The organism is Phycicoccus mangrovi (assembly GCF_018729305.1).
GTDB classification, from domain to species: Bacteria; Actinomycetota; Actinomycetes; order Actinomycetales; family Dermatophilaceae; genus Phycicoccus; species Phycicoccus jejuensis.
This window is the reverse complement of sequence record NZ_JAHHWP010000008.1, coordinates 18,181-39,140: the sequence shown is the minus strand read 5'-3', so window position 1 is coordinate 39,140 and position 20,960 is coordinate 18,181. Positions and strand designations below refer to the sequence as shown.

Sequence of the window (20,960 nt, the reverse complement as noted above, 5' to 3'; positions counted from 1 at the left end):
GTCTCAGCGCGGGACCGCGTCGGTGCGCGGGCGGCGCGAGCCGCGCACGTGGCGGTCCCACGGGGCGGCGAGGTACTCGCCGAGCACGGTCCCGGTGGCGATGGCCAGCAGGACCCCGCCCGCGGACAGCAGCGTCGAGAGACCGGACTGGAAGGTGAGCAGCCCCGAGTCCTGCCCCTGGGCGACGAGCTCGTAGAGGCCTCGGAAGATCGTCAGACCGGGCAGCAGGCCGAAGCTCGCGGGCACGACGAGCACGAGGGAGGGAGCATCCATCCGTTGGGCCAGCAGCCGGCCGAACACACCGACCACGACCGCCGCGATGCCGGTGGCCGTGACGGAACCGACCCCCGGGCCGCGGGTGAGCACCGCCGAGACCGCGACCCCGACGATGGTCAGCAGCCCCATCGGGAGGATGAGCCCCCGGCGGCTCTGCACGGTGACCCCGGCCGCGAGACCGACGACGAGGGACGCCAGCAGGGCCGGGACGATCGGGGCCTGGCTGACCCGCAGGTCCAGCACGTCCGGCGAGACGAAGCTGCTGCTGGTCCAGCGGGTGAGCGTGAGCATCGCCCCGAGCCCGGACGCGATCCCGATGATCAGCCCGGTGAGCGACAGCAGGACGGCGAGCAGGCGCCCGGCGCCGGTCAGCGGGTAGCCGAAGATGACGTCCTCGATCGCGGAGGCCATCGTGCGTCCGGGCAGCATCGCGACGATGCCGCCGGCGACGACGAAGGCGAAGTCGGCCTCCGTGAAGGGGATCGCCCCGGTGGCCCCGACGGCGTAGAGGCCTCCGGCGAGGAGGGTCGCCGCGAAGGAGTTGATCGCGTTGCCGTAGAACTCGGGCAGGTCGACCCGGGCGTGCAGCCGGGCGATCCCGGCGACCGCGAGGACGACCCCGATGGTCGCGAGGGCCGCGAGCGCGCTCGCGCCGATGACGACCGCGACGGCGGAGGCCAGCACGGCGTTGGCGAGCGAGATGGCCCACTTCGGGTAGGTGCGGGGGGTCCGCTTGATCTGCCGCAGCCGGTCGGAGGCCTCGTCGGGGGTCACCTCGCCGGCGACGAGCGACTCGACGAGACGGTGCACGGCGACCAGGCGCGCGTAGTCGAAGCGGGTGTGCCGCACGACCTTGAGCATCGTGTGCTGGCGGCCCTCGGCGCTGCGCGCCTGGACGAGGATCGACTGGAGGGTGATGTCGAGCTCGACCTGGTCGACGCCGGCGGCCGCGGCCGTCGCGGCGATCGCGCCCTCGACCTGGGGAGCGCCCGCCCCGCAGCGGAGCATCAGCGCACCGACGCGCAGCGCGAGGTCGAGCCCGCGCTCGATCGTCGGGTCCGGGGCGGAGGCGCCGGGGATGCGGGCGTGCCGGTACGGCGTCCGGCGGAGCAGGTCGGCCATCGGCATCGGCTCGGTGGGCAGGTCACCGCGCAGGATGCGGGCCCGTCGGGTCCGGGGGTCGGTCACAGCTGCGGCACCACCTGGTCGACCCACGAGGGGGCCTGCGGCAGCGGCCACCACTCCGGCCCCCCGCGGGATGCGGTGAGAGCGGTGAGCAGCGCCCCACCGAGGAGGAGCGCGACGACGAGCACCTGCCGCACCGGGGGACGCCCGGTGGCGCCCCGCACGAGGCTGCGGCTGCCGCGGCGCAGGCTCGCGCCGCCGGGCCCCCACCAGGCGGTGAGGGCGGTGAAGACACCGGCCGCGAGCAGCGGCACCACGCCGTCCGCCCGCGTCGAGGCGGAGGTCGCGCCGCCCACGACGAGGGCCGCGGCGAACATCGCCGAGACCCCGACGAGCAGCGGGAGCGCGAGGGTGACGAGCGTGCCCACCGCCCCGACGACGACGTGCCAGGGACTGCTGACCACGGCGACCGCGACGTCGGTGCCGCGGGCTCCGCGGTCGTGGCGGCGCATCACGAGCGAGGTGACCGACCGGTCGGCGGTGCGGGCGAGGACCATCCACGCGGCGAGCGCGCCGAGGGCGACGAGCGGGGCGGCCGCCGCCGTCCCGGCGAGGAGGGCGAGGAGCGCGAGGAGCACCCCCGACCGCCTGGGCAGACCGATCCGGGGGTCGACCCGCGCCTCGTCCACGTCGTCGTCCGGCTCGCCGGGCAGGCGGCCCGGGGGCAGCGCGGAGGGCGGGGGGCCGGGCGGCAGCACCCCGGGCGGCGGCCCGGGTCGGCCCGCGCCGGTGGGCGGCGGCGGGAGCACGCGCGGGGCGACGGGGGGCAGCGGGGTGGGTGACGCCGCGGCGGGCACGGGCAGGACCGCGGTGCCGGCGGTCGGGAGGGCCCGGGTCTCGGGCCGGGCGCGGCGGACCTCGATGGCCGAGGTCGCGAGCTCGCCGCGGGCGTAGCGCTCGAGGGCCCGGACGACCTCGTGCTGGTGCGGGCGCTCGTCCGGGTAGGGCGAGAGCGCGGCGTAGAGCAGGGGCTCGATGCGGGGGTCGACGGCCACGAGGTCGGGCTCCCCGGCCGCCACCCGCGCGAGGACGGCGTTCATCCCGCCGCTGCCGAACGGCGGCGTGCCGCTCGCCGCGAAGGCGGTCGTGGCCGCCCATCCCCACCAGTCGGTGGCGTCGGTGACGTCGTCGCCGTGGACGACCTCGGGGGCGAGGTAGCCCGGCGTGCCCATGACGAGCCCGACGCTCGTCAGCCGGACGTCGTCGACGACGTGGGCGATGCCGAAGTCGATGAGCACCGGGTCGCCGTCGACGAGGAGGACGTTGCCCGGCTTGACGTCGCGGTGCACGACGTCGGCGGCGTGGATCGCCTCGAGCGCCTGGGCGAGGCCGTCGGCGAGGCGGTGCAGCTCCGGCGGGGGCAGCGGGCCGCGCGACGCGACGTGGGTGTCGAGCGCCGGGCCGTCGATGAAGCGGGTCACGACGTAGGGGGTGTCGCCGTCGACGTCGGCGTCGACGACGGGCGCGACGAAGGGGCTGCGGATGCGCTCGAGCGTCTCCACCTCCCGGGCGAGGCGCCGGCGGGCGTCCGGGTCGTGCGCGACGTGGGGGCGCAGGACCTTGACGGCGACCGCCCGGCCGTGGCGGTCGAGCCCGAGGTGGACCACGCCCATCCCGCCCTCGCCGAGCCGCTGGACCAGCCGGTACGGCCCGAGCCGGGCGTGCGTCCCCGGGTCGTCGGGGTCCGGGGACGGATGTCCGTCCACGGGGGCGTCGGCGGTCATGGCTCCACGGTATTCGCTGGGGCTGGGTACGCGCTGGACGGGTGCACCCCGGGCGCTCCCCGTGCCCCGCCCGTGCATCAATCGACGAATGTGTCGATTGCTGCACACCCGCGGGGACCCATCCGTGCAGGAATCGACGAATGTGTCGATTGCTGCACAGCCGCGGAGACCCATCCGTGCAGAAACCGACGAATGTGTCACTTCCTGCACACCCGGGCGGCGCGGCACCGGGATGCGCCCGCGGCACGCAGCACCTGCGCGGCGAAGCGGGAGGTTCCGGGAGGGCCGCCCCCGGAGGTCCGCGGTGACAGGGTCCCGGGGGCGCTACTGCTGGATGTAGTCGCGCAGCTGGTCGCGCTCGGCCTGCAGCGTGTCGATCCGGAACTTGACGATGTCGCCGATGCTGACGATCGCCCCGAGCGCGCCGTCGACGACGACCGGCACGTGCCGGATGCGCCGCTCGGTCATCCGCGTGGCGAGGTCCTCGAGCGAGTCGTCGGGGGTGCAGGTGTGCACGTCGGCGGTCATGATCTGCTCGACGGGGGCGTCGAGCGCGCCGGCACCGTCGGAGTGCAGGTGCCGCACGACGTCGCGCTCGCTGACGATGCCGTGCACCGACGAGCCGTCGCCGCTCACGACGACCGCGCCGATCCGGTGCTCGGCCAGGAGGGCCAGCAGCTCGGTGACGGTGGCGTCGGGTCGCACCGTGACGACCGCATCACCCTTGCGCTTGACGACGTCCGCGATCCTCATGGCCCAACCGTAGGGACTCCCGGCGGGACGCGCCAGAGGAAGGGCGGCCGCCGCGCCACCCCCTGGGACGGTCCTCGCGGCGCGGGCGGGTCGTCCGGCATACTGGCGAAACCGCTTGCACCGACGCAGGCGGGAGCTCCACCCCTTTACAACGGATCGTCCGGCACGTTCCTGCCGGTGAAGGAAAGGCAACGACGCCATGGCAACTGTGAAGTTCGACGAGGCCACCCGCATCTACCCGGGCAACGACACCCCCTCGGTCGACAAGCTGAACATCGACATCCAGGACGGGGAGTTCCTCGTCCTCGTCGGTCCCTCCGGCTGCGGCAAGTCCACCTCGCTGCGCATGCTCGCCGGCCTCGAGGAGGTCAACGGCGGCAAGATCTGGATCGGTGACCGCGACGTCACCGACCTGTCGCCGAAGGACCGCGACGTCGCGATGGTCTTCCAGAACTACGCGCTGTACCCGCACATGACGGTCGCCGACAACATGGGCTTCGCCCTGAAGATCGCCGGCGTCGACAAGGGCGAGATCCGCAAGCGCGTCGAGGAGGCCGCGAAGATCCTCGACCTCACCCAGTACCTCGAGCGCAAGCCGAAGGCCCTCTCCGGTGGCCAGCGCCAGCGCGTCGCGATGGGCCGGGCGATCGTCCGCAGCCCGCAGGTCTTCCTCATGGACGAGCCGCTGTCGAACCTCGACGCCAAGCTCCGCGTCCAGACCCGCACCCAGATCGCCAGCCTCCAGCGCCGCCTCGGCGTCACGACCGTCTACGTCACGCACGACCAGGTCGAGGCCATGACGATGGGCGACCGCATCGCCCTGCTCAAGGACGGCGTCCTCCAGCAGTGCGCGACCCCGCGCGAGATGTACGACAACCCGGCGAACCTGTTCGTCGCCGGGTTCATCGGCTCCCCCGCGATGAACCTCGTCACCGTCCCGGCCTCGTCCGACGGCGCGAAGTTCGGCAACCACACGGTCACCATCCCCCGCGAGGGTGTCGAGCACGGCGGCTCGCACGTCGTCGTCGGCGTCCGCCCGGAGGACGTCGAGATCACGACGAACAACGACGGCCTCGAGCTGACGATCGACGTCGTCGAGGAGCTCGGCGCCGACGCGTACGTCTACGGCACGCCGACCGACAGCAACATCAGCCTCGTCGGGGGCGACGACAACCTCGCCAAGCCGTTCATCGCCCGGGTCGACGGCCGCTCGGTCCCCCCGAAGGGCTCGAAGGTCTACGTCTACCCGAAGGCGCAGCACATGCACGTCTTCGACCCCGAGAGCGGCAAGCGCCTCTGAGGCGTTCCGCCGACTCACCCGCACGCGACGACGCCCCGGACGAGACACTCGTCCGGGGCGTTGCCCGTCCCCGGCCCGCCCGCCGTCCCGAGTCCCCCGACCCCGGAAGCCCGTCATGGCCCTCGAGCTCACCGCCGCCCGCCCCGACCCCGCCCTGCTCGACCTGCCCTGGCGCATCCCGCTCGAGGAGTGGCCGGACGACATCCTCGCCGCGCTCCCCCGCGGCATCTCCCGGCACGTCGTGCGGTTCGTCCGCCTCTCCGGCCGCGTCCTGGCCATCAAGGAGATCAAGGACGACATCGCGCGCCGCGAGTACGAGATGCTGCGCAACCTGCGGCGGCTGCACCTGCCGTCGGTCGAGCCCTTCGCGGTCGTCAGCGGGCGCGTCGGCCTCGACGGCGAGCCGCTCGACGCGTGCCTCGTGACCCGGCACCTCCAGTACTCCCTCCCCTACCGCGCGCTCTACAGCCAGTCGCTGCGCAAGGGCACGGCCACCCGCCTCATCGACGCCCTCGCCGTGCTGCTCGTCCGCCTGCACCTCACCGGCTTCTGGTGGGGCGACGTCTCCTTGTCCAACACCCTCTTTCGCCGCGACGCCGGCGCGTTCGCGGCCTACCTCGTCGATGCCGAGACGGGCGAGCTGCGCAACCGGCTGAGCGACGGCCAGCGCGAGCACGACCTCGAGATCGCGCGGGTCAACATCGCCGGGGAGCTGATGGACCTCGACGCCGGCGGCCTGCTCCAGGAGGAGCGCGACCCCGTCGACGTCAGCGAGCGCATCGTCACCCGCTACCGCGAGCTCTGGGCCGAGCTGACCAACGCCGAGACCATCGACGACACGGAGCGCTGGCGGGTCGACGACCGCATCCGGCGCCTCAACAAGCTCGGCTTCGACGTTGACGAGCTGGAGATCACCACCGACATCGACGGCACGTCGATCCGGCTGCAGCCCAAGGTCGTCGACTCCGGCCACCACTCGCGGCGGCTGCTGCGGCTGACCGGTCTCGACGTCCGTGAGAACCAGGCGCGCCGGCTGCTCAACGACCTCGAGGTGTACTCGGCCGCGACGGGGCGCCAGGGGGAAGACGAGGAGATCATCGCCCACGACTGGCTCGCGCAGGTCTACGAGCCCGTGACCCGGGGCGTGCCGCGTGACCTCGTGGCGAAGCTCGAGCCCGCCGAGGTGTTCCACGAGGTGCTCGAGCACCGGTGGTACATGGCCGAGCGCGCGCAGCACGACATCCCCATCCGCGAGGTCGTCGAGGACTACGTGGCCAACGTGCTCCCCGGCAAGCCGGACGAGCGCGCGGTCCTCGGGGTCGACACCGAGGAGCTGCCGGTCATCGCCGACCGGTGAGGTCCGGGACGGGATGCGGCCGGCCCCCTAGGATCGTCGGTGTGGCAACGCCACGGCGCGGGGCCGGCGCCCCGCCGCACGCCGACGGAGGACCTCGATGAGCGACCAGCAGCCCCCCACCCCGGAGCAGCCCGCCCCGCCGTCCGGCACCGCCGCGCCGACGCCCCCGCCCCCGCCCTCCCCGTCCGCGCCTCCGAGCCAGCCTGCGCCACAGCAGAACCCGTACGGCGGGTGGACCACCGCGTCGACGTACGCGTCCGGCCCTGCCGTGCCCGAGTCGGTGCCCTACGTCGAGGCCCACTTCGGCCCCGTCGCGTCGTTCGGCGACCGGGTGCTCGCCCTCCTCGTCGACGTCGGCCTCTCGTTCCTCCCCTTCCTCCTGATGCTCGGCGGGATCCCCTTCATCGTCGCCGGGGCGCCGGACCGCACCGGGGTCGACGAGTACGGGATGACGACCTACGGTGACACCAACGGCGCGCTCATCGCCGTCGGCATCGGCGTCATGGTGCTGTTCTGGTTCGTCGGCGTCGGCTTCCAGCTGTGGAACCGGGTGTTCCGGATGGGCCGCCGCGGCCAGAGCATCGGCAAGTCGGTCGTGGGCCTGCGGCTCGTTGACGCCCGCACCGGCGCCCCGATCGGCGCCGGCAGCTGCTTCCTGCGCGAGCTGGTCAGCGGCGTCGTCAACGGTGTCGTCTACCTGTCCTACCTCTGGATGCTCTGGGACGACAACCGGCAGACGCTCGCCGACAAGGCCGTCCACTCGACGGTCATCAAGGTCCCGAAGGCCTGACCCCTCCGGGTCGAGGTGATGGGCGACCTTCCGGCGGTCGGGTATCACCTCGACCCGTCTTGGGCCGTGGCGGCGGCGGGGCCTCCGGTGACGCCCGGGAAGTGCCGAGGTCCGCGACCGCGCTGCCGCTAGGGTGAACGCGAGCCGGCAGCCGTCGGCTCCCTGACGACGGAGGACCCATGAGCAGCAGCACGCCCCCGCCCCCGCCGCCCCCGCCCGGTGGGAGCTACCCGCCCCCGCCGGAGCCCGAGGAGCCGAGCGACTCGTCGGCCACCGGTGGCTACCCGCCGCCCCCGCCGCCGCCCGGTGCCGGCGGTGGCTACACCGCGCCGCCGAGCATGCCCATCCCCGGCGGCTCCCCCGCCGGTGGCCTCGGCGGCAACAACACGAAGGCGGTCATCGCCCTCGTCCTCGGCATCGCCGGACTCGTCTTCGCCATCTGCTGCTCGATCGTCGGGCTGCTGCTCGGCATCGGCGGCGCCGTCCTCGGCTACCTCGCCAAGCAGGAGATCGGCCGCACCGGCCAGGCCGGTCGCGGTCTCGCCCAGGGTGGGTTCGTCACCGGCATCATCGCCGTGGTGCTCGCCCTCATCCTGATGGCCCTCGGTGCGGCCAACGTCGCCGCGAACCTCTCCAACTGAGATGACGACCCCCGTCGGCGGTCTCGGTCACCTCTCGCCACGCGTGTGGTGGGGGGCGGCCGGGGTCGCCGTCGCCGGTGGGGCGGCGTGGCTCGCCACCCACTCCCCCTACGAGGCCGGCCACTACCCGGGGTGCGTCCTCTACTCGGCCACCGGCCTGTACTGCCCTGCGTGCGGGGGGACGCGCTCCACCTACGAGCTGCTGCACGGTCACGTCGGCGCCGCGTTCGAGCGCCATCCCCTCGTGCCGCCGCTGTACCTCGCGGTCGCCCTGTACCTCGGCTACCGCCTGGTGCGCGCGCGCCAGGGGCGCCCGGTCCGCACGGTCGTCCCGAACTGGCTTCCCGTCGCGATCGCCCTCGCGGTGCTCGTGTTCGGCGTGGTGCGCAACCTGCCCGGCGCCGAGTTCCTCTCCCCCGCGTAGTCGCGCCGCCTGCCGACAGGCACGCGAGGGCGGTCTCGGCTCGTCCGGCGGCGTCGCTCCTGGCACGAGCCGGGTTCGCGGGCAGACGGTCTCGTCGTGCCCGTGGACGACGACGCCCCGCACCGACGAGCGGTGCGGGGCGTCCCCGTGGGTGGTGCGACGTCAGTAGCGGGGCGCGTTGCTCGCCGCGTAGAACTCCGAGGACTCCTTGCGCCACAGCAGGTACACGATGTACCCGCCGAGGGCGATCTGCACGACGCTCAGGACGCGCGAGAGCGTCGGGGACGCCTGCGTGAGCCCGGCGAGGAAGGACAGGAGCGAGAGACCGAAGAGGATCGTGGCGACGATCCGGGCCCACGACTTGCCCTTGCCGTTGGCCCAGGCCATGAACAGCCACAGGCCCGCACCGAGCAGGCCGAGGACGACCGCGAAGGCGATGCCCACGGTCACCGTGGTGTCGACGAGCGCCTGGTCGACGGTCTGCCCGGAGTCCTCGAGGGTCTTCACGACCTGCTCACGGATGTCTCCGGCGAAGAGGAAGCTCAGCAGCAACGTCACGATCGACAGGGCCGCACCGACGCGCATGAGCAGGACGGCGGTGTCCATCGACTTCGGGCGCGTCACCGGACCCGTCTGTGGGGCGTAGCCATACGCCGGCGCGGGCGGCGGTGCGCCGTAAGGGTTCTCGGCCGGGGCCGGGGTGCCGTACTGCGGGGCGCTGCCTCCGGGCGGCGGGGGCGTGCCCGGGCCGGTGGGCGGGGGCGGCGGGTACTGGTCGGACATCGTCGGTCTTCCTCCTCGCGAGCGGCGACGGCGGTCGTCGGTGGACCGCGATCCCCTCGATCGTGGCACACCGGCGCCCGCGCCAGCCGGAGCGACGGGCCGGACCGGCCTGTCCCGCAAGCCCCCGCGTCAGCGGCGACGCCGGCGCGCGACCTCGTAGAGGGTGACCCCGGTGGCGATGCCGGCGTTGAGCGACTCGACCGCCGAGCTCATCGGCACCGACACGATCTGGTCGCACGTCTCGCGCACGAGCCGCGAGAGGCCCTTGCCCTCCGAGCCGACGACGACGACGAGCGGCTCGGACGCCAGCTCGAGGTCGGGCAGCTCGACGTCACCGTCCATGTCAAGGCCGATGACGAAGAACCCGGCCTTGCGGAAGTCCTCGAGCGCCCGCGTGAGGTTGGTGGCCTGCGCGACCGGGATGCGGGCCGCGGCGCCGGCGGAGGTCTTCCACGCGCTGGCGGTCATCCCGGCCGAGCGACGGCTCGGGACGACGACGCCGTGGCCACCGAACGCGGCGACGGAGCGGACGATCGCGCCGAGGTTGCGCGGGTCGGTGATCCCGTCGAGGGCGACGACGAGCGGGATGCCCGGCTGCTCGGGGTCGACGAGGTCGCGCGGGTCGGCGTACGCGTACGGCGGGACCTGGAGCGCGAGGCCCTGGTGGACGGCGCCGTCGGTCAGCCGGTCGAGCTCGCCCCGGGGCGTCTCGAGGATGGGGATGGAGCGCTCGGTCGCGGTCTTGATCGCCTCGCGGACGCGGTCGTCGGAGTCGATGCGACCGGCGACGTACATCGTCGTCACCGGGACGTGCGCGCGCAGCGCCTCGACGACGGAGTTGCGCCCGGCGACGACCTCGCTCGAGGCGGCCGACTTCTTCGGCGAGCGCTGCGGCGGACGGCCGCCGCCCCGCTTCTCGGCGGCCTTGGCCATCTTGTGGGCCTTGTGGTTCGGGCGGTCGCCGGCCTTCGGGGTCGGGCCCTTGCCCTCGAGGCCGCGGCGGCGCTGGCCACCGGAGCCGACGGTGGAGCCCTTCTTGTTGCTCTTGCGCACGGCGCCGCGGCGCTGGGAGTTGCCGGCCACGTCAGTCGCCCTTTCCTCGGATGATGGTCCACCGCGCTCCGGCGGCGGTGTCCTCGACGGCGATCCCCGCCGCGGTCAGCGCGTCGCGGATGGCGTCGGCGGTCTCGTAGTCGCGGGCGGCGCGGGCCTGGGCCCGGGCGGCGACGCGGTCGGCGACGAGCGCGTCGAGCGCCGCCGTCATCTCGTCGGACTCCGACCCACCGGCGGCCCAGTGCGGGTCGAGCGGGTTGACGCCGAGGACGTCGGCCATCGCGACGACCTGCCGCGCGATGGTCGCGGCGTCGTCGTGGTCGCCGTCGTCGAGCGCGGTGTTGCCGGCACGGACGGCCTGGTGCAGCGCGGCGAGCGCGTCCGAGACCCCGAGGTCGTCGTCCATCGCCTCGCGGAAGTCGACGGGCAGCTCGGCCGAGCCGTCGGGGACGAGGGTGTCGACACCGGGCAGCGCGCGCCGCAGGAAGCCCTCGATGCGCTCGACGGTGGCGGTGGCCTCCTCGATGGAGCCCTCGTGGTACTCGATCGTCGAGCGGTAGTGCGCGGCCGTCAGGTAGTAGCGCACGGCGAGCGGCCGGTGCTCGCGCACGACCTCCGAGACGCGCAGCGAGTTGCCGAGCGACTTGCTCATCTTCTCGCCGCCCATCGTCACCCACGCGTTGTGCAGCCAGTAGTTGGCGAACCCGAGCCCCGCGGCGCGCGACTGCGCGACCTCGTTCTCGTGGTGGGGGAAGCGCAGGTCGACGCCGCCGCCGTGGATGTCGAAGGTGTCGCCGAGGTACTTGCGGGCCATCGCGGAGCACTCGAGGTGCCACCCCGGGCGGCCGGCGCCGTAGGGGGTCGGCCACGACGCGGTCGCGGGCTCGTCGGCCTTGCGGCCCTTCCAGAGGGCGAAGTCGCGCGGGTCGCGCTTGCCGCGCGGGTCGGCGTCCTCGGCGTCGGACATGTCCTCGACGCTCTGGCGGGTCAGCTCCCCGTAGCTCGGCCAGCTGCGCACGTCGAAGTACACGTCGCCGGAGTCGTCCGCGGCGGCGTAGGCGTGCCCGGAGCCGACGAGGGTCTCCATCAGCTCGACCATCTCGGGCACGTGGCCCGTCGCGCGGGGCTCGTACGTGGGCGGGAGCACGCCGAGCGCGGCGAGCGCCTCGGCCGTCTCGATCTCGTTGCGGTAGCTGAGCGCGAACCACGGCTCGCCGGCCTCGGCCGACTTCGCGAGGATCTTGTCGTCGATGTCGGTGACGTTGCGGATGAGCGTGACGTCGTAGCCGTGCCCGACCGCCAGCCAGCGCCGCAGGACGTCGAACGCGACGGCGAAGCGGACGTGCCCGATGTGCGGCGGCGCCTGCGTCGTGAGCCCACAGATATAGATCCCCGCCTTGCCGGGCACGACGGGGACGAAGTCACGCAGCTCGCGCGTGAGGGAGTCGAACAGCCTGAGGGTCACCCTCGACAGGCTACCGGCCGGGTCCCGGGCGCCCCGCATCGCGGCAACCGCCCGGAACTTCCGCGACGTCACCGTGATGACGCGGTTCTTCAGCCCGGACGCGGATGCATCCCCGTCCGGGTGGAACTTCCGCGCCGTCACCGTGACGACGCGGATCCTCGACGGCCTCGCCGGCCGGGGCCTGTGGATGACGCGCCGGGCGTCATCGCCGAACCGGGCACGATCGGTCGATGTCCGACCGACTCCTGGCCCTCGCCACCGCGCAGCACGGCGTCGTCTCGAGCCCGGACGCCACCCGGCTCGACGTCGACCCCAACGCTCTCGCCGCGCTCGTCGACGCCGGGACGCTCGTCCGGGTCCGGCGCGGCGCCTACGTCCTCGGCACGGTCTGGGCACCGGCCACGCCCGAGCGTCGCCTCGACCTGCGCACTCGGGCCGTCCTCCACGCGCGGGGCCGGCCGCACGAGGCCGCGACCCACCAGAGCGCCCTCGCCGTCCACGGGCTGCCCCTGCACGACGTGCCCCTCGACGTGGTCGACGTGTGCGGCACCGTCACGCGGGTCCGCCGCGCGAGCGGCCTGCGCATCCATCCGACAGCCGACCTCCCCGTCGAGACCGTCGACGGCTGCCGGACGGTCCCCGTCGACGTCGCCCTGGCCCAGCTCGCGCTGCGCGGGGGACGCGATGCGGTCGTGGTGGCGACCGACCGGGCGCTGCACGACGGGTCCTGCGACCTCGTGCGGGTGACGAGCCTCGTCGAGCAGCTGGCCGAGTCCCCTCGCCGGGCCACCCGCGCACTCCGGTGGATGTACCTCGCGGACCCGCTCAGCGAGTCCGTGGGCGAGACCCGGACCCGCTTGATGCTCATCGACCTCGGCCACGACGTGCGGTCGCAGGTCCGCATCGCCGACGGGCGCGGGGCCGTCCTCGCCCGGGTCGACCTGCTCGTCGAGGGCTGCGTCGTCGTCGAGTTCGACGGTCTCGTCAAGTACGAGGGGGCCGAAGGACGAGCCGCGCTCGCCGCCGAGAAGGTGCGCGAGGACCGACTGCGGGCCCTCGGCTACGAGGTCGTGCGCCTCACCTGGGCCGACCTGGCGAGCCCGCAGCGGGTGGCCGCCCTCGTCCGGGCCGCGCTCGACCGCGCGGCGGCTCGTGGGCTGCTGCCCGGGCCCTGAGCATCCGCGTCGTCACAGTGATGACGCGGTTGCTCCGTCCGGACGCGGACACATCCCCGTCACGGACGAGGTTCCGCGCCGTGACAGTGACGGCGCGGAACCTCGCGGTGAGCCGGCGGGTCAGTGGCCGCGGTCGAGCCACTCCTGGAGGTGTGGCGCCTCGTCCCCGATGGTCGTCGCGTCGCCGTGGCCGGTGAGGACGACGGTCTCGGGCGGCAGGGAGAGCAGCCGGGTGCTGATCGACCGCACGATGGTCGGGAAGTCGCTGTGCGAACGACCCGTCGCGCCCGGCCCGCCCTGGAAGAGGGTGTCGCCGCTGAAGAGCACCCCGAGCGACGGCGCGTGGAGGCAGCAGGCCCCCGGCGCGTGGCCGGGCGTGTGCAGCGTGACGACCCCGACGTCACCGACGGTGAAGGTCGTGCCGTCGGCGAGGTCCTCGTCCGGCGCCTCGTCCTGGCTCATGTCCCACAGCACGCGGTCGTCCGGGTGCAGCCAGACGCTCGCGCCCGTCTCGGCGACGAGGTCGGGCACCGCGTTGACGTGGTCGTTGTGGCCGTGGGTGCAGACGATGCCGACGACCCGCCGGCCGTCGATCGCCTCGAGGATGGCGCGCGCGTCGTGTGCGGCGTCGACGACGAGCACCTCGTCGTCGTCCCCGAGCAGCCACACGTTGTTGTCGACGTCCCACGAGCCGCCGTCCAGCTCGAACACGCCCGACGTCACGAGCCGCTCGACCCGCACCCCGCCCGGCGAGGTCGGGACGCCGTCGACGGCGACCGCCGCGCTCACGCCGACCCGCCCATGACGACGACCGAGCGCAGCACGTCGCCGTCGTGCATCTTCGTGAAGGCCTCCTCGACCCCCTCGATGCCGATCCGCTCCGACACGAAGGCGTCGAGCGGGAAGCGGCCCTGGCGGAAGAGCTCGACGAGCATCGGGAAGTCCCGCGAGGGCAGGCAGTCGCCGTACCAGCTGGACTTCAGCGCGCCGCCGCGCCCGAAGATCTCGATCATCGGCAGCGTCACCTGCTGCTCCGGCGTCGGCACCCCGACGAGCACGACCGTGCCGGCGAGGTCGCGCATGTAGAACGCCTGCTCGTAGGTCTCGGGGCGCCCGACCGCCTCGACGACGACGTCCGCGCCGTGCCCGCCGGTCAGCGCCCGGACGGCCTCGACGGCGTCCTCGGTGGAGGCGTCGACGGTGTGCGTCGCGCCGAGGTCCTTGGCCCAGGCGAGCTTCTTCGCATCCACGTCGACCGCGATGATGGTCGTCGCGCCGGCGACCTTGGCGCCGGCGATGGCCGCGTCACCGACGCCGCCGCAGCCGATGACCGCGACCGAGTCGCCGCGGCCGACCCCGCCGGTGTTGACCGCCGCGCCGAAGCCGGCCATCACCCCGCAGCCGAGCAGCCCGACCGCGGCCGCGTCCGCCTCGTCGACCTTCGTGCACTGGCCGGCGGCGACGAGCGTCTTCTCGACGAACGCCCCGATGCCGAGCGCCGGCGAGAGCTCCGTGCCGTCGGTGAGCGTCATCTTCTGCGTCGCGTTGTGCGTCGCGAAGCAGTACCAGGGCTTGCCCTTGCGGCAGGCGCGGCACTGCCCGCACACGGCCCGCCAGTTGAGGATGACGAAGTCGCCGGGGGCCACCTCGGTGACGCCCTCACCGACGGCCTCGACCCGGCCCGCGGCCTCGTGGCCGAGGAGGAAGGGGAACTCGTCGTTGATCCCGCCCTCGCGGTAGTGCAGGTCGGTGTGGCAGACCCCGCAGGCCTCGACGACGACGACGGCCTCGCCCGGCCCGGGGTCGGGGACGACGACGTCGACGAGCTCGACGGGGGCGCCCTTGGCGCGGGCGACGACGCCCTTGACGGTCTGCGGCACGGTTCCTCCTGGGTGGGCGGTGCTGGGTCTCGCCACGCTAGCGAAGGCCGGACGTCGACGGCAGTGCCGAGGGGGGTGGGGCCCGGGGGCGGGCCGCCCGCGGGCGACCGATGCCCCTTTCCCGACGGGCAAGCCGACGTATCCTGCGGACATGCCGTACCCGGTGTTCGACGACGTCATCCACGAGCCGCACCGCCTGCGGATCTGCGCCTTCCTCGTGCCCAGCGCCGGACGAGAGTTCGGCGAGGTCCGCGACGAGATCGGCCTGTCGGACTCCGCCCTGTCCAAGCACCTCAAGGCGCTGTCGGGCAAGGGCTACACCCGGCTCGAGCGCGGGTCGCGCGAGGGGCGCCAGGTGACGACCGTCGTGCTCACCGGCGCCGGCCGTGACGCGCTCTGCGGGCACGTCGCGGAGCTCCAGCGGATGGCCCGCATCGTCGGGGCCGACCGGCGCGTGCAGGGCGGCCCGCGCGGCCGCTGACCCTCCGGGCCGAGCGCCATCCACCGTTCGCTGCAGGTTCTCGCAGAACCCCTCGCCACCGTCGGCGGCCGAACCTACACTCGCGGCATCCGGGCCGGACCACAGCGCCCGTCGCACCTCTCGGGAACCATCGTGCGCACGACCCGCCGCCTCGGCCTGCTCCTGACGACGCTGCTCGTCGCCCTCCTCGCCACCACGCCCACGGGCGCCGTCGCGGCCCCCACGGCCGACGCCCCGCCCGGCCCGGTCACCGGGCTGACGCTCACGCCGCTGCGCGACGGGGTCGGCCTCGCCTGGACGCTGCCGCCGGACGCCGACCTGGCCGAGGTCGTCGTCCGCCGCGCGGCGGGCACGACCGCTCCGGCCACGCCGACCGACGGCACGCAGGTGGCGAGCGGCCTGCTGACGCAGTGGAGCGACACCGGCCTCGACTTCGTCGACACCTGGTCCTACTCGGTCTTCGCCCACGACGCCGCGGGCCAGTGGTCCGCCCCGGTCTCGGTCACGGGCGCCACCCTCGACCTGCCCGGAGCCTCGCTCACCCACTCCACGACCGCCTCACAGGTCTCCCTGGAGTGGGGCCTGCCGACCGACGAGCGCGTCGCCGGGCTGCGCATCGCCCGGATCGGCTGCAGCGACCCGTGGACGGAGACCTCCCACGTCGACGTGCCCCGGCCCACGTCGTCCTGGGCCGACACCGGGCTCTCCCCCGGGGTGCAGTACTGCTACGACCTGCGCACCTACGACCAGGACGGGCGGACGCAGCGCACCCCGCGCCGGGCGGCGTTCAAGACCCTGTTCATCGACCCCGTCACGGACCTGACCGCCACCGTCTCCGGCACCACCGTCAGCCTCCGGTGGACCCTGCCGACCAACCCGGCGCCGGCGGAGGTCGTCGTCTGGCGGCAGGCGCCGAGCTCCTCGCCCGTCGAGGTCTACCGGGGCCGCGGGACCAGCGTCGTCAACCGCAACCTCCTGCCGGAGCAGCACTACCTCTACACGGCCAACGCGATGACCGCGGACGGCAAGGCCTCACCCCTTGCGTCGGTCGGGGCCACGACGGTCCACACCTGGACGCGCGCCACCGTCGCCCCGATGACGGGCTCGCCCCAGCACGTCCAGTGCCCGCGCACGTCGTGGTGCCTCTCGACCGACGCCTCGAACCGCTACCAGGTCCTCGGGAGTAGCGGCTGGTCGAGCCCGGTCGCCATCGACCCGGCGGTGGAGTCCGGCCCCACGGAGCTCTCGTGCCCGGTCGTGGGCTGGTGCCTCGCCGCGTCGGCGGACGGCGTCCGCCAGTACACGCGGAGTGCGTGGCAGCCGCTGTCCTCGGTGCCCCAGCCGCCGGCCGGCACGACGGTGACCGCCCTGACCTGCACCTCGCCCACGTGGTGCGTCGCGATGACCACCGGCCCCCGGGCGACGGTCTACGACGGCACCCGCTGGAGCGCCCCCACGTACCTCTCGAGCCTGCGCGGCGTCGACTTCCTCGACGTCTCGTGCCAGGTCGCCGGCCGGTGCTTCGCCGTCGGACGGTCCGCGACGAGCGGCTCGGCGTGGCGCGCGAGCCTGGTCAGCGGCCGGTGGAGCACCGCCGCGCTCGACACGGCGGGCCGAGGCGTCGACGAGGTCGACTGCCCGACCAGCAGCTTCTGCATCGCCTCCAGCGCCTACGGCACGTGGACGGTCGCCGGGACGACGTGGAGCGCCAAGCGCGCCGCCTCCACGTCCAACGCCGAGCGGGCGGTGACCTGCGCCTCCGCGTCGACGTGCATCGGGATCGACGGGGGCGGCCGCGGCGTGCGGTGGAACGGATCCTCCTGGGGCTCGGCCACCCGCTTCGTCGCGACCGGGGTGACCCTCACCTCGCTCTCCTGCCCGAAGGGCGCGACCCCGTGCACCGGGGTCGACGACCGCGGCGGCGACTACCGTTGGAGCACCGCCGCCGGCTGGCGACGGATCGGCACCTTCGACCTCACCTCCGGCGGGCTGACCCGGGTGTCCTGCCCGTCCGCGACGAGCTGCATGGCGATGGACCAGCGCGGCTGGTTCTACCGCTTCGACGGGACGAGCTGGCGCTCGCCGAGCAAGCCCCTCACCGGCCCCGCGGAGCTCGACTGCGCGGCGTCCGGCTTCTGCCTCGCCGTGGAGTCCATGCCGCCGGCGCGCTACCGCACGCTGTCGAGCGCCGGCACCTGGTCCTCGGTGCGCGCTCTCTCCGGTGCGTCGCAGCTCGGCAGCCCCCACTGCTACTCGTCCACACTGTGCATGGTCATCGACATCGACGGCCGGGCCTGGCAGTGGAACGGGACCTCTCTCGTGCTGTCCGGCACCCCCTTCAGCGGCACCGCGGACGGAGGGTGGGACGTGCGGGTGCGCTGCACGAGTGCGACCTTCTGCATCGCGGTCTCCAACGGCGGCTGGTGGTCGCGGTGGAACGGCACCACGTGGCGCACCCGTGCCCACCTGCCCGGGGCGCTCGCCGGCGCCGGCACCGTCGTCATGGACTGCGCCACCGGCTCGATGTGCCTCGCCGTCGTGGACTCCGGGGCGACCGCGCGGTACGACGGACGCGACTGGACCGAGCTGACGCTCAACGGCCGGACCCCCGGCGCCCGGCTGGCGGACCTGTCCTGCTCGGGGGTCACCACCTGCCTCGCCGTGCACCCCTACACGAACACGACGGGCCCGGTCCGCTGGACCGGCGACGGCTGGGAGGACGCGGGGCCCTACGGCCGCGAGACGTACGGCGACAGCGTCGACTGCCCCACGGCGCGCCGGTGCGTCGTCGTGGGGCCGGTCGAGGCCCTGTGGACGGTGGACCCGGCTCCGGTCGGCTGACCGACGTCGCGACCGGACGGAGCGCAGAACCCCTGTGCCGCAGCCGGTCGGCCCTCTACACTCACGCCATCCGGGCCGAGCGACAGCGCCCGTCGCACCATCCCGGGGGACCCACCGCGTGCGCACCACCCGCCGTCTCGGCCTGCTCCTGACGACTCTGCTCGTCACCCTCCTCGTCGGCGCACCGACCGGCGCCCTCGCCGCGCCGACGGTCGACGCGCCCCCGGGTCCGGTCACCGGCCTGTCCCTGCTGCCGCAGAGGACCTCCGTGGCCCTGGGGTGGACGCTGCCGACCGACGCGGACCTCGCCGAGGTCGTCGTCCGTCGCCTCCCGGGCACCACCGCCCCGGCGACACCCACCGACGGGACGCAGGTCGCCTCGGGGCTCATCTCGCGCTGGAGCGACCTCGACCTGGACTGGGTCGGCACGTGGTCCTACTCGGTCTTCGCACGCGACGCCGCCGGCCAGTGGTCCCCGCCGGCGTCCGTGACGGGGGCCGCCCTCGACCTCTCGACGTCCACCGTCGTGGCCACCCCGGCGAGCCGGAGCATCACCCTGTCCTGGCGGCGCCCGCTGGACGCGCGCCCGGTCGGCATGCGCATCGCCGTCGTCGACTGCGCGGATGCGGGGACGGTCCTGCGCACCGTCGACGTCGCGCTGCCCACCACCTCCTGGGTCGACGGGGGCCTCGCCCCCACGACCAGGTCCTGCTACGAGGCCCGCAGCTACGACGTCGACGGCCGGCTCCGCCGGGTGCCGCAGCGCGTCACGGCGACCACCCTCCCCGTGGACCCGGTGTCCGGCCTGACCGCGACCGCGGGCACGACGTCCGTGCGGCTCGACTGGACGCTCCCGACCGACCCGGCCCCGTCCGCGGTCGTCGTCCGGCGGGTGGGGGACGACGGCGTACGCACCGCGATCCATCGTGGGCTCTCGACGACCTTCACCGACACCGGCCTGGACGTGGAGCGCTCGTACTCGTACTCGGTCGCCGCGGTCTCGGACGCCGGGGCGGAGTCGCCGGCGCGCGAGGTCACGGCGCGGACGACCGTCGGCTGGGCCCACGCCACCCTGGCGCCCCCGTCCGGGGGACCCCAGGACGTCGAGTGCCCCCGGACGACGTGGTGCATGGTGCTGGACCGCAGCAGCAGCTACCTCGTGCGCACGTCCACGGGCTGGTCCGCACCGGTGACGATGGCCCCGGGGACCTCCCAGTCGGTCACCTGGCACCTGTCGTGCCCGGTCGTCGGATGGTGCCTGGCCGTCGGGGAGGACGGCGCCCACGAGTACACGCGCGGCGCGTGGCGGTCCGCCGCGGACACACCGCAGCCCCCGGTGGGGACCGAGGTCCGCAGCCTCACCTGCACGTCCCCCACGTGGTGCGTCGCGCTGACCACCGGACCCCGCGCGACCGTCTTCGACGGCACCCGGTGGAGCACGCCCCAATACCTCTCGTCGCTGCGCGCCACGACGTTCTTCGACGTCGCCTGCCAGGCGGCCGGGCGGTGCGTCGCCGTCGGTGAGTCCGACGGCGACGGCTCGGCGTGGCGCGCGACGCTGGTCGGCGGCCGGTGGAGCACGGCGAAGCTCGACGGACCGGGTCGGTCGATCCGCCAGGTCGAGTGCCCGACGAGCAGCTGGTGCATCGCGTCCGGCGCCTACGGGACGTGGACCGTCTCCGGGACCACGTGGAGCGCCCGCCACGAGCCCACCCTGGCCAACGCCGACACCGCGCTGGCCTGCGCGTCCGTCTCCACGTGCGTCGGCCTCGACGGGTGGCTGCGGCCGACGCGGTGGACCGGGCGCGGATGGGCGTCGGTCCCGGGCCCTCCGATCGGCAACGGGATGGTCGCCGACCTCTCCTGTCCCCGTGGCGCGACGCCGTGCGTGGCGGTCGACGACCGGGGACGGGAGCACCGCTGGAGCCTCTCCGGCGGGTGGCGGACCGAGGGCGTGTTCGACCCCACCGCCGGCTACCTCACCGAGGTGTCGTGCGCGTCGGAGACCGACTGCCTCGCCTTCGACTTCTACGGCTGGTCCTACCGCTTCGACGGCACCGGGTGGCGTCGGCCGAGCCAGCCGTTCCGCAGCCACGCGACGGCCGACTGCGCCCCGACCGGCTTCTGCCTCGCCGTCGACGACGCGGGCCACTACCGGACGCTCTCGAACGACAACCGGTGGTCTCCGTTGCGGTCGGCGCCGCGCGGCAGCTACCTGCGCACCCCCTCCTGCTCCTCGGCCACCTCCTGCCTGGCGCTCGACATGGATGGTCGCGCCTGGCGGTGGACCGGCTCGTCGATCGTCGCCGCGGGCGCGCCGTTCACCGGGCTGCCCTACCAGGGGTCGGAGTCCGAGGTGCGCTGCACCGCAGCCTCCTGGTGCATGGCCACCGCGCTCGACGGCTGGTGGTCGGTGTGGAACGGCCGGTCCTGGAGCACCCCGCGCACCCTCCCCGCCTCGCTCACCCGGCAGGGCACGGTCGTCCTCGACTGCGCGAGCGCGCGGATGTGCCTCGCCGTCGTCGGCATCGGCACCACCGCCCGGTGGGACGGCAGCTCCTGGACCGTGGTCCCGGGGCAGGACATCGGACCCGGCACCGGGCTCAGCGACATCTCCTGCGTGACCGACGACTGGTGCCTGGGCGTCCACCCCTATACCAACGCATCGGCGCCGGTCCAGTGGCGGGGCGCGGGCTGGTCCGGGGGGACGCGCTACGGACGGGACACCCAGTCGGACGTCGTCGACTGCCCGAGCACGACCGTGTGCGTCGTCGCGGGCTCCCAGGAGGTCACCTGGTCGCGGCGCATCGACCCGCCACCCGTGGGCTGAGG

General features: G+C 74.1%; 17 protein-coding genes. 9 read left to right on the top strand and 8 right to left on the bottom strand.

Going from position 1 to position 20,960, the window contains the following annotated elements; translation table 11 throughout:
- Positions 1 to 3 precede the first annotated feature (3 nt).
- The 3 genes from KMZ30_RS04970 to KMZ30_RS04960 form a co-directional block, all read right to left on the bottom strand.
- Positions 4 to 1,464 carry a threonine/serine exporter family protein gene (locus KMZ30_RS04970; RefSeq protein ID WP_215512263.1) on the bottom strand — a complete coding sequence of 487 codons (1,461 nt, stop codon included), beginning with the start codon at positions 1,462 to 1,464 and terminating at the stop codon, positions 4 to 6.
- The gene (locus KMZ30_RS04965; protein WP_215512262.1) at positions 1,461 to 3,185 is read right to left on the bottom strand and encodes a serine/threonine-protein kinase; all 1,725 of its coding nucleotides are present in this window, start codon (positions 3,183 to 3,185) and stop codon (positions 1,461 to 1,463) included. The genes KMZ30_RS04970 and KMZ30_RS04965 overlap by 4 nt, the downstream gene beginning before the upstream one ends.
- Positions 3,186 to 3,509: 324 nt before the next feature.
- Positions 3,510 to 3,938 (bottom strand): CBS domain-containing protein, encoded by a 429-nt coding sequence (locus tag KMZ30_RS04960; protein WP_215512261.1) that lies wholly within the window; start codon positions 3,936 to 3,938, stop codon positions 3,510 to 3,512.
- A gap of 199 nt (positions 3,939 to 4,137) precedes the next feature.
- Between KMZ30_RS04960 and KMZ30_RS04955 the strand changes: the two genes are divergently transcribed.
- From KMZ30_RS04955 to KMZ30_RS04935, 5 genes are all read left to right on the top strand, one after another.
- Positions 4,138 to 5,238, top strand: a complete 1,101-nt coding sequence (locus tag KMZ30_RS04955; RefSeq protein WP_215512260.1) for an ABC transporter ATP-binding protein — start codon at positions 4,138 to 4,140, stop codon at positions 5,236 to 5,238.
- A 115-nt stretch (positions 5,239 to 5,353) separates the two neighbouring features.
- A complete protein-coding gene (locus KMZ30_RS04950) occupies positions 5,354 to 6,595 on the top strand; it encodes a DUF4032 domain-containing protein (RefSeq protein WP_215512259.1) in 1,242 nt (413 codons plus the stop codon).
- 97 nt (positions 6,596 to 6,692) lie between these two features.
- Complete coding sequence (locus tag KMZ30_RS04945; RefSeq protein WP_215512258.1) at positions 6,693 to 7,385, top strand: RDD family protein; 693 nt, start codon at positions 6,693 to 6,695, stop codon at positions 7,383 to 7,385.
- Between the two features lie 179 nt (positions 7,386 to 7,564).
- Positions 7,565 to 8,026 carry a DUF4190 domain-containing protein gene (locus tag KMZ30_RS04940; RefSeq protein WP_215512257.1) on the top strand — a complete coding sequence of 154 codons (462 nt, stop codon included), beginning with the start codon at positions 7,565 to 7,567 and terminating at the stop codon, positions 8,024 to 8,026.
- 1 nt (position 8,027) lies between these two features.
- Positions 8,028 to 8,450, top strand: coding sequence for a DUF2752 domain-containing protein (locus KMZ30_RS04935; RefSeq protein ID WP_215512256.1), 423 nt, complete (start codon positions 8,028 to 8,030; stop codon positions 8,448 to 8,450).
- Between the two features lie 162 nt (positions 8,451 to 8,612).
- Here the strand turns inward: KMZ30_RS04935 and KMZ30_RS22010 are convergent, their stop codons facing one another.
- The 3 genes from KMZ30_RS22010 to cysS form a co-directional block, all read right to left on the bottom strand.
- Positions 8,613 to 9,233, bottom strand: a complete 621-nt coding sequence (locus tag KMZ30_RS22010; protein WP_215512255.1) for a hypothetical protein — start codon at positions 9,231 to 9,233, stop codon at positions 8,613 to 8,615.
- Between the two features lie 129 nt (positions 9,234 to 9,362).
- Entirely contained in the window at positions 9,363 to 10,316 is a 954-nt protein-coding gene (rlmB, locus tag KMZ30_RS04925; protein WP_207024454.1) for a 23S rRNA (guanosine(2251)-2'-O)-methyltransferase RlmB, read from the bottom strand.
- A gap of 1 nt (position 10,317) precedes the next feature.
- Positions 10,318 to 11,751, bottom strand: coding sequence for a cysteine--tRNA ligase (gene cysS, locus KMZ30_RS04920; protein WP_215512254.1), 1,434 nt, complete (start codon positions 11,749 to 11,751; stop codon positions 10,318 to 10,320).
- Positions 11,752 to 11,981: 230 nt separating this feature from the next.
- On the opposite strand from cysS, the gene KMZ30_RS04915 reads away from it, so the two are divergent.
- Positions 11,982 to 12,926 carry a type IV toxin-antitoxin system AbiEi family antitoxin domain-containing protein gene (locus tag KMZ30_RS04915; RefSeq protein ID WP_215512253.1) on the top strand — a complete coding sequence of 315 codons (945 nt, stop codon included), beginning with the start codon at positions 11,982 to 11,984 and terminating at the stop codon, positions 12,924 to 12,926.
- Between the two features lie 120 nt (positions 12,927 to 13,046).
- On the opposite strand, the gene KMZ30_RS04910 is transcribed toward KMZ30_RS04915, so the two are convergent.
- Both KMZ30_RS04910 and KMZ30_RS04905 read right to left on the bottom strand, forming a co-directional pair.
- On the bottom strand, positions 13,047 to 13,715 hold the full coding sequence (locus KMZ30_RS04910; RefSeq protein ID WP_215512252.1) for an MBL fold metallo-hydrolase: 669 nt from the start codon (positions 13,713 to 13,715) through the stop codon (positions 13,047 to 13,049).
- The gene (locus KMZ30_RS04905; protein ID WP_215512251.1) at positions 13,712 to 14,806 is read right to left on the bottom strand and encodes an S-(hydroxymethyl)mycothiol dehydrogenase; all 1,095 of its coding nucleotides are present in this window, start codon (positions 14,804 to 14,806) and stop codon (positions 13,712 to 13,714) included. Before KMZ30_RS04905 ends, KMZ30_RS04910 begins: the two co-directional genes overlap by 4 nt.
- A gap of 151 nt (positions 14,807 to 14,957) precedes the next feature.
- Between KMZ30_RS04905 and KMZ30_RS04900 the strand changes: the two genes are divergently transcribed.
- The 3 genes from KMZ30_RS04900 (at position 14,958) to KMZ30_RS04890 (ending at position 20,958) form a co-directional block, all read left to right on the top strand.
- Positions 14,958 to 15,287 carry a transcriptional regulator gene (locus KMZ30_RS04900; protein WP_215512250.1) on the top strand — a complete coding sequence of 110 codons (330 nt, stop codon included), beginning with the start codon at positions 14,958 to 14,960 and terminating at the stop codon, positions 15,285 to 15,287.
- Positions 15,288 to 15,419: 132 nt separating this feature from the next.
- On the top strand, positions 15,420 to 18,128 hold the full coding sequence (locus KMZ30_RS04895) for a fibronectin type III domain-containing protein (RefSeq protein ID WP_215512249.1): 2,709 nt from the start codon (positions 15,420 to 15,422) through the stop codon (positions 18,126 to 18,128).
- 118 nt (positions 18,129 to 18,246) lie between these two features.
- Positions 18,247 to 20,958, top strand: a complete 2,712-nt coding sequence (locus tag KMZ30_RS04890; protein ID WP_215512248.1) for a fibronectin type III domain-containing protein — start codon at positions 18,247 to 18,249, stop codon at positions 20,956 to 20,958.
- Positions 20,959 to 20,960: the final 2 nt, after the last annotated feature.

Coding starts and splice junctions, on each gene's coding strand:
- KMZ30_RS04965 (WP_215512262.1), bottom strand. CDS start 3,185: ATGACCGCCGACGCCCCCGTGGACGGACATCCGTCCCCGGACCCCGAC.
- KMZ30_RS04960 (WP_215512261.1), bottom strand. CDS start 3,938: ATGAGGATCGCGGACGTCGTCAAGCGCAAGGGTGATGCGGTCGTCACG.
- KMZ30_RS04955 (WP_215512260.1), top strand. CDS start 4,138: ATGGCAACTGTGAAGTTCGACGAGGCCACCCGCATCTACCCGGGCAAC.
- KMZ30_RS04950 (WP_215512259.1), top strand. CDS start 5,354: ATGGCCCTCGAGCTCACCGCCGCCCGCCCCGACCCCGCCCTGCTCGAC.
- KMZ30_RS04945 (WP_215512258.1), top strand. CDS start 6,693: ATGAGCGACCAGCAGCCCCCCACCCCGGAGCAGCCCGCCCCGCCGTCC.
- KMZ30_RS04940 (WP_215512257.1), top strand. CDS start 7,565: ATGAGCAGCAGCACGCCCCCGCCCCCGCCGCCCCCGCCCGGTGGGAGC.
- KMZ30_RS04935 (WP_215512256.1), top strand. CDS start 8,028: ATGACGACCCCCGTCGGCGGTCTCGGTCACCTCTCGCCACGCGTGTGG.
- KMZ30_RS22010 (WP_215512255.1), bottom strand. CDS start 9,233: ATGTCCGACCAGTACCCGCCGCCCCCGCCCACCGGCCCGGGCACGCCC.
- KMZ30_RS04915 (WP_215512253.1), top strand. CDS start 11,982: ATGTCCGACCGACTCCTGGCCCTCGCCACCGCGCAGCACGGCGTCGTC.
- KMZ30_RS04900 (WP_215512250.1), top strand. CDS start 14,958: ATGCCGTACCCGGTGTTCGACGACGTCATCCACGAGCCGCACCGCCTG.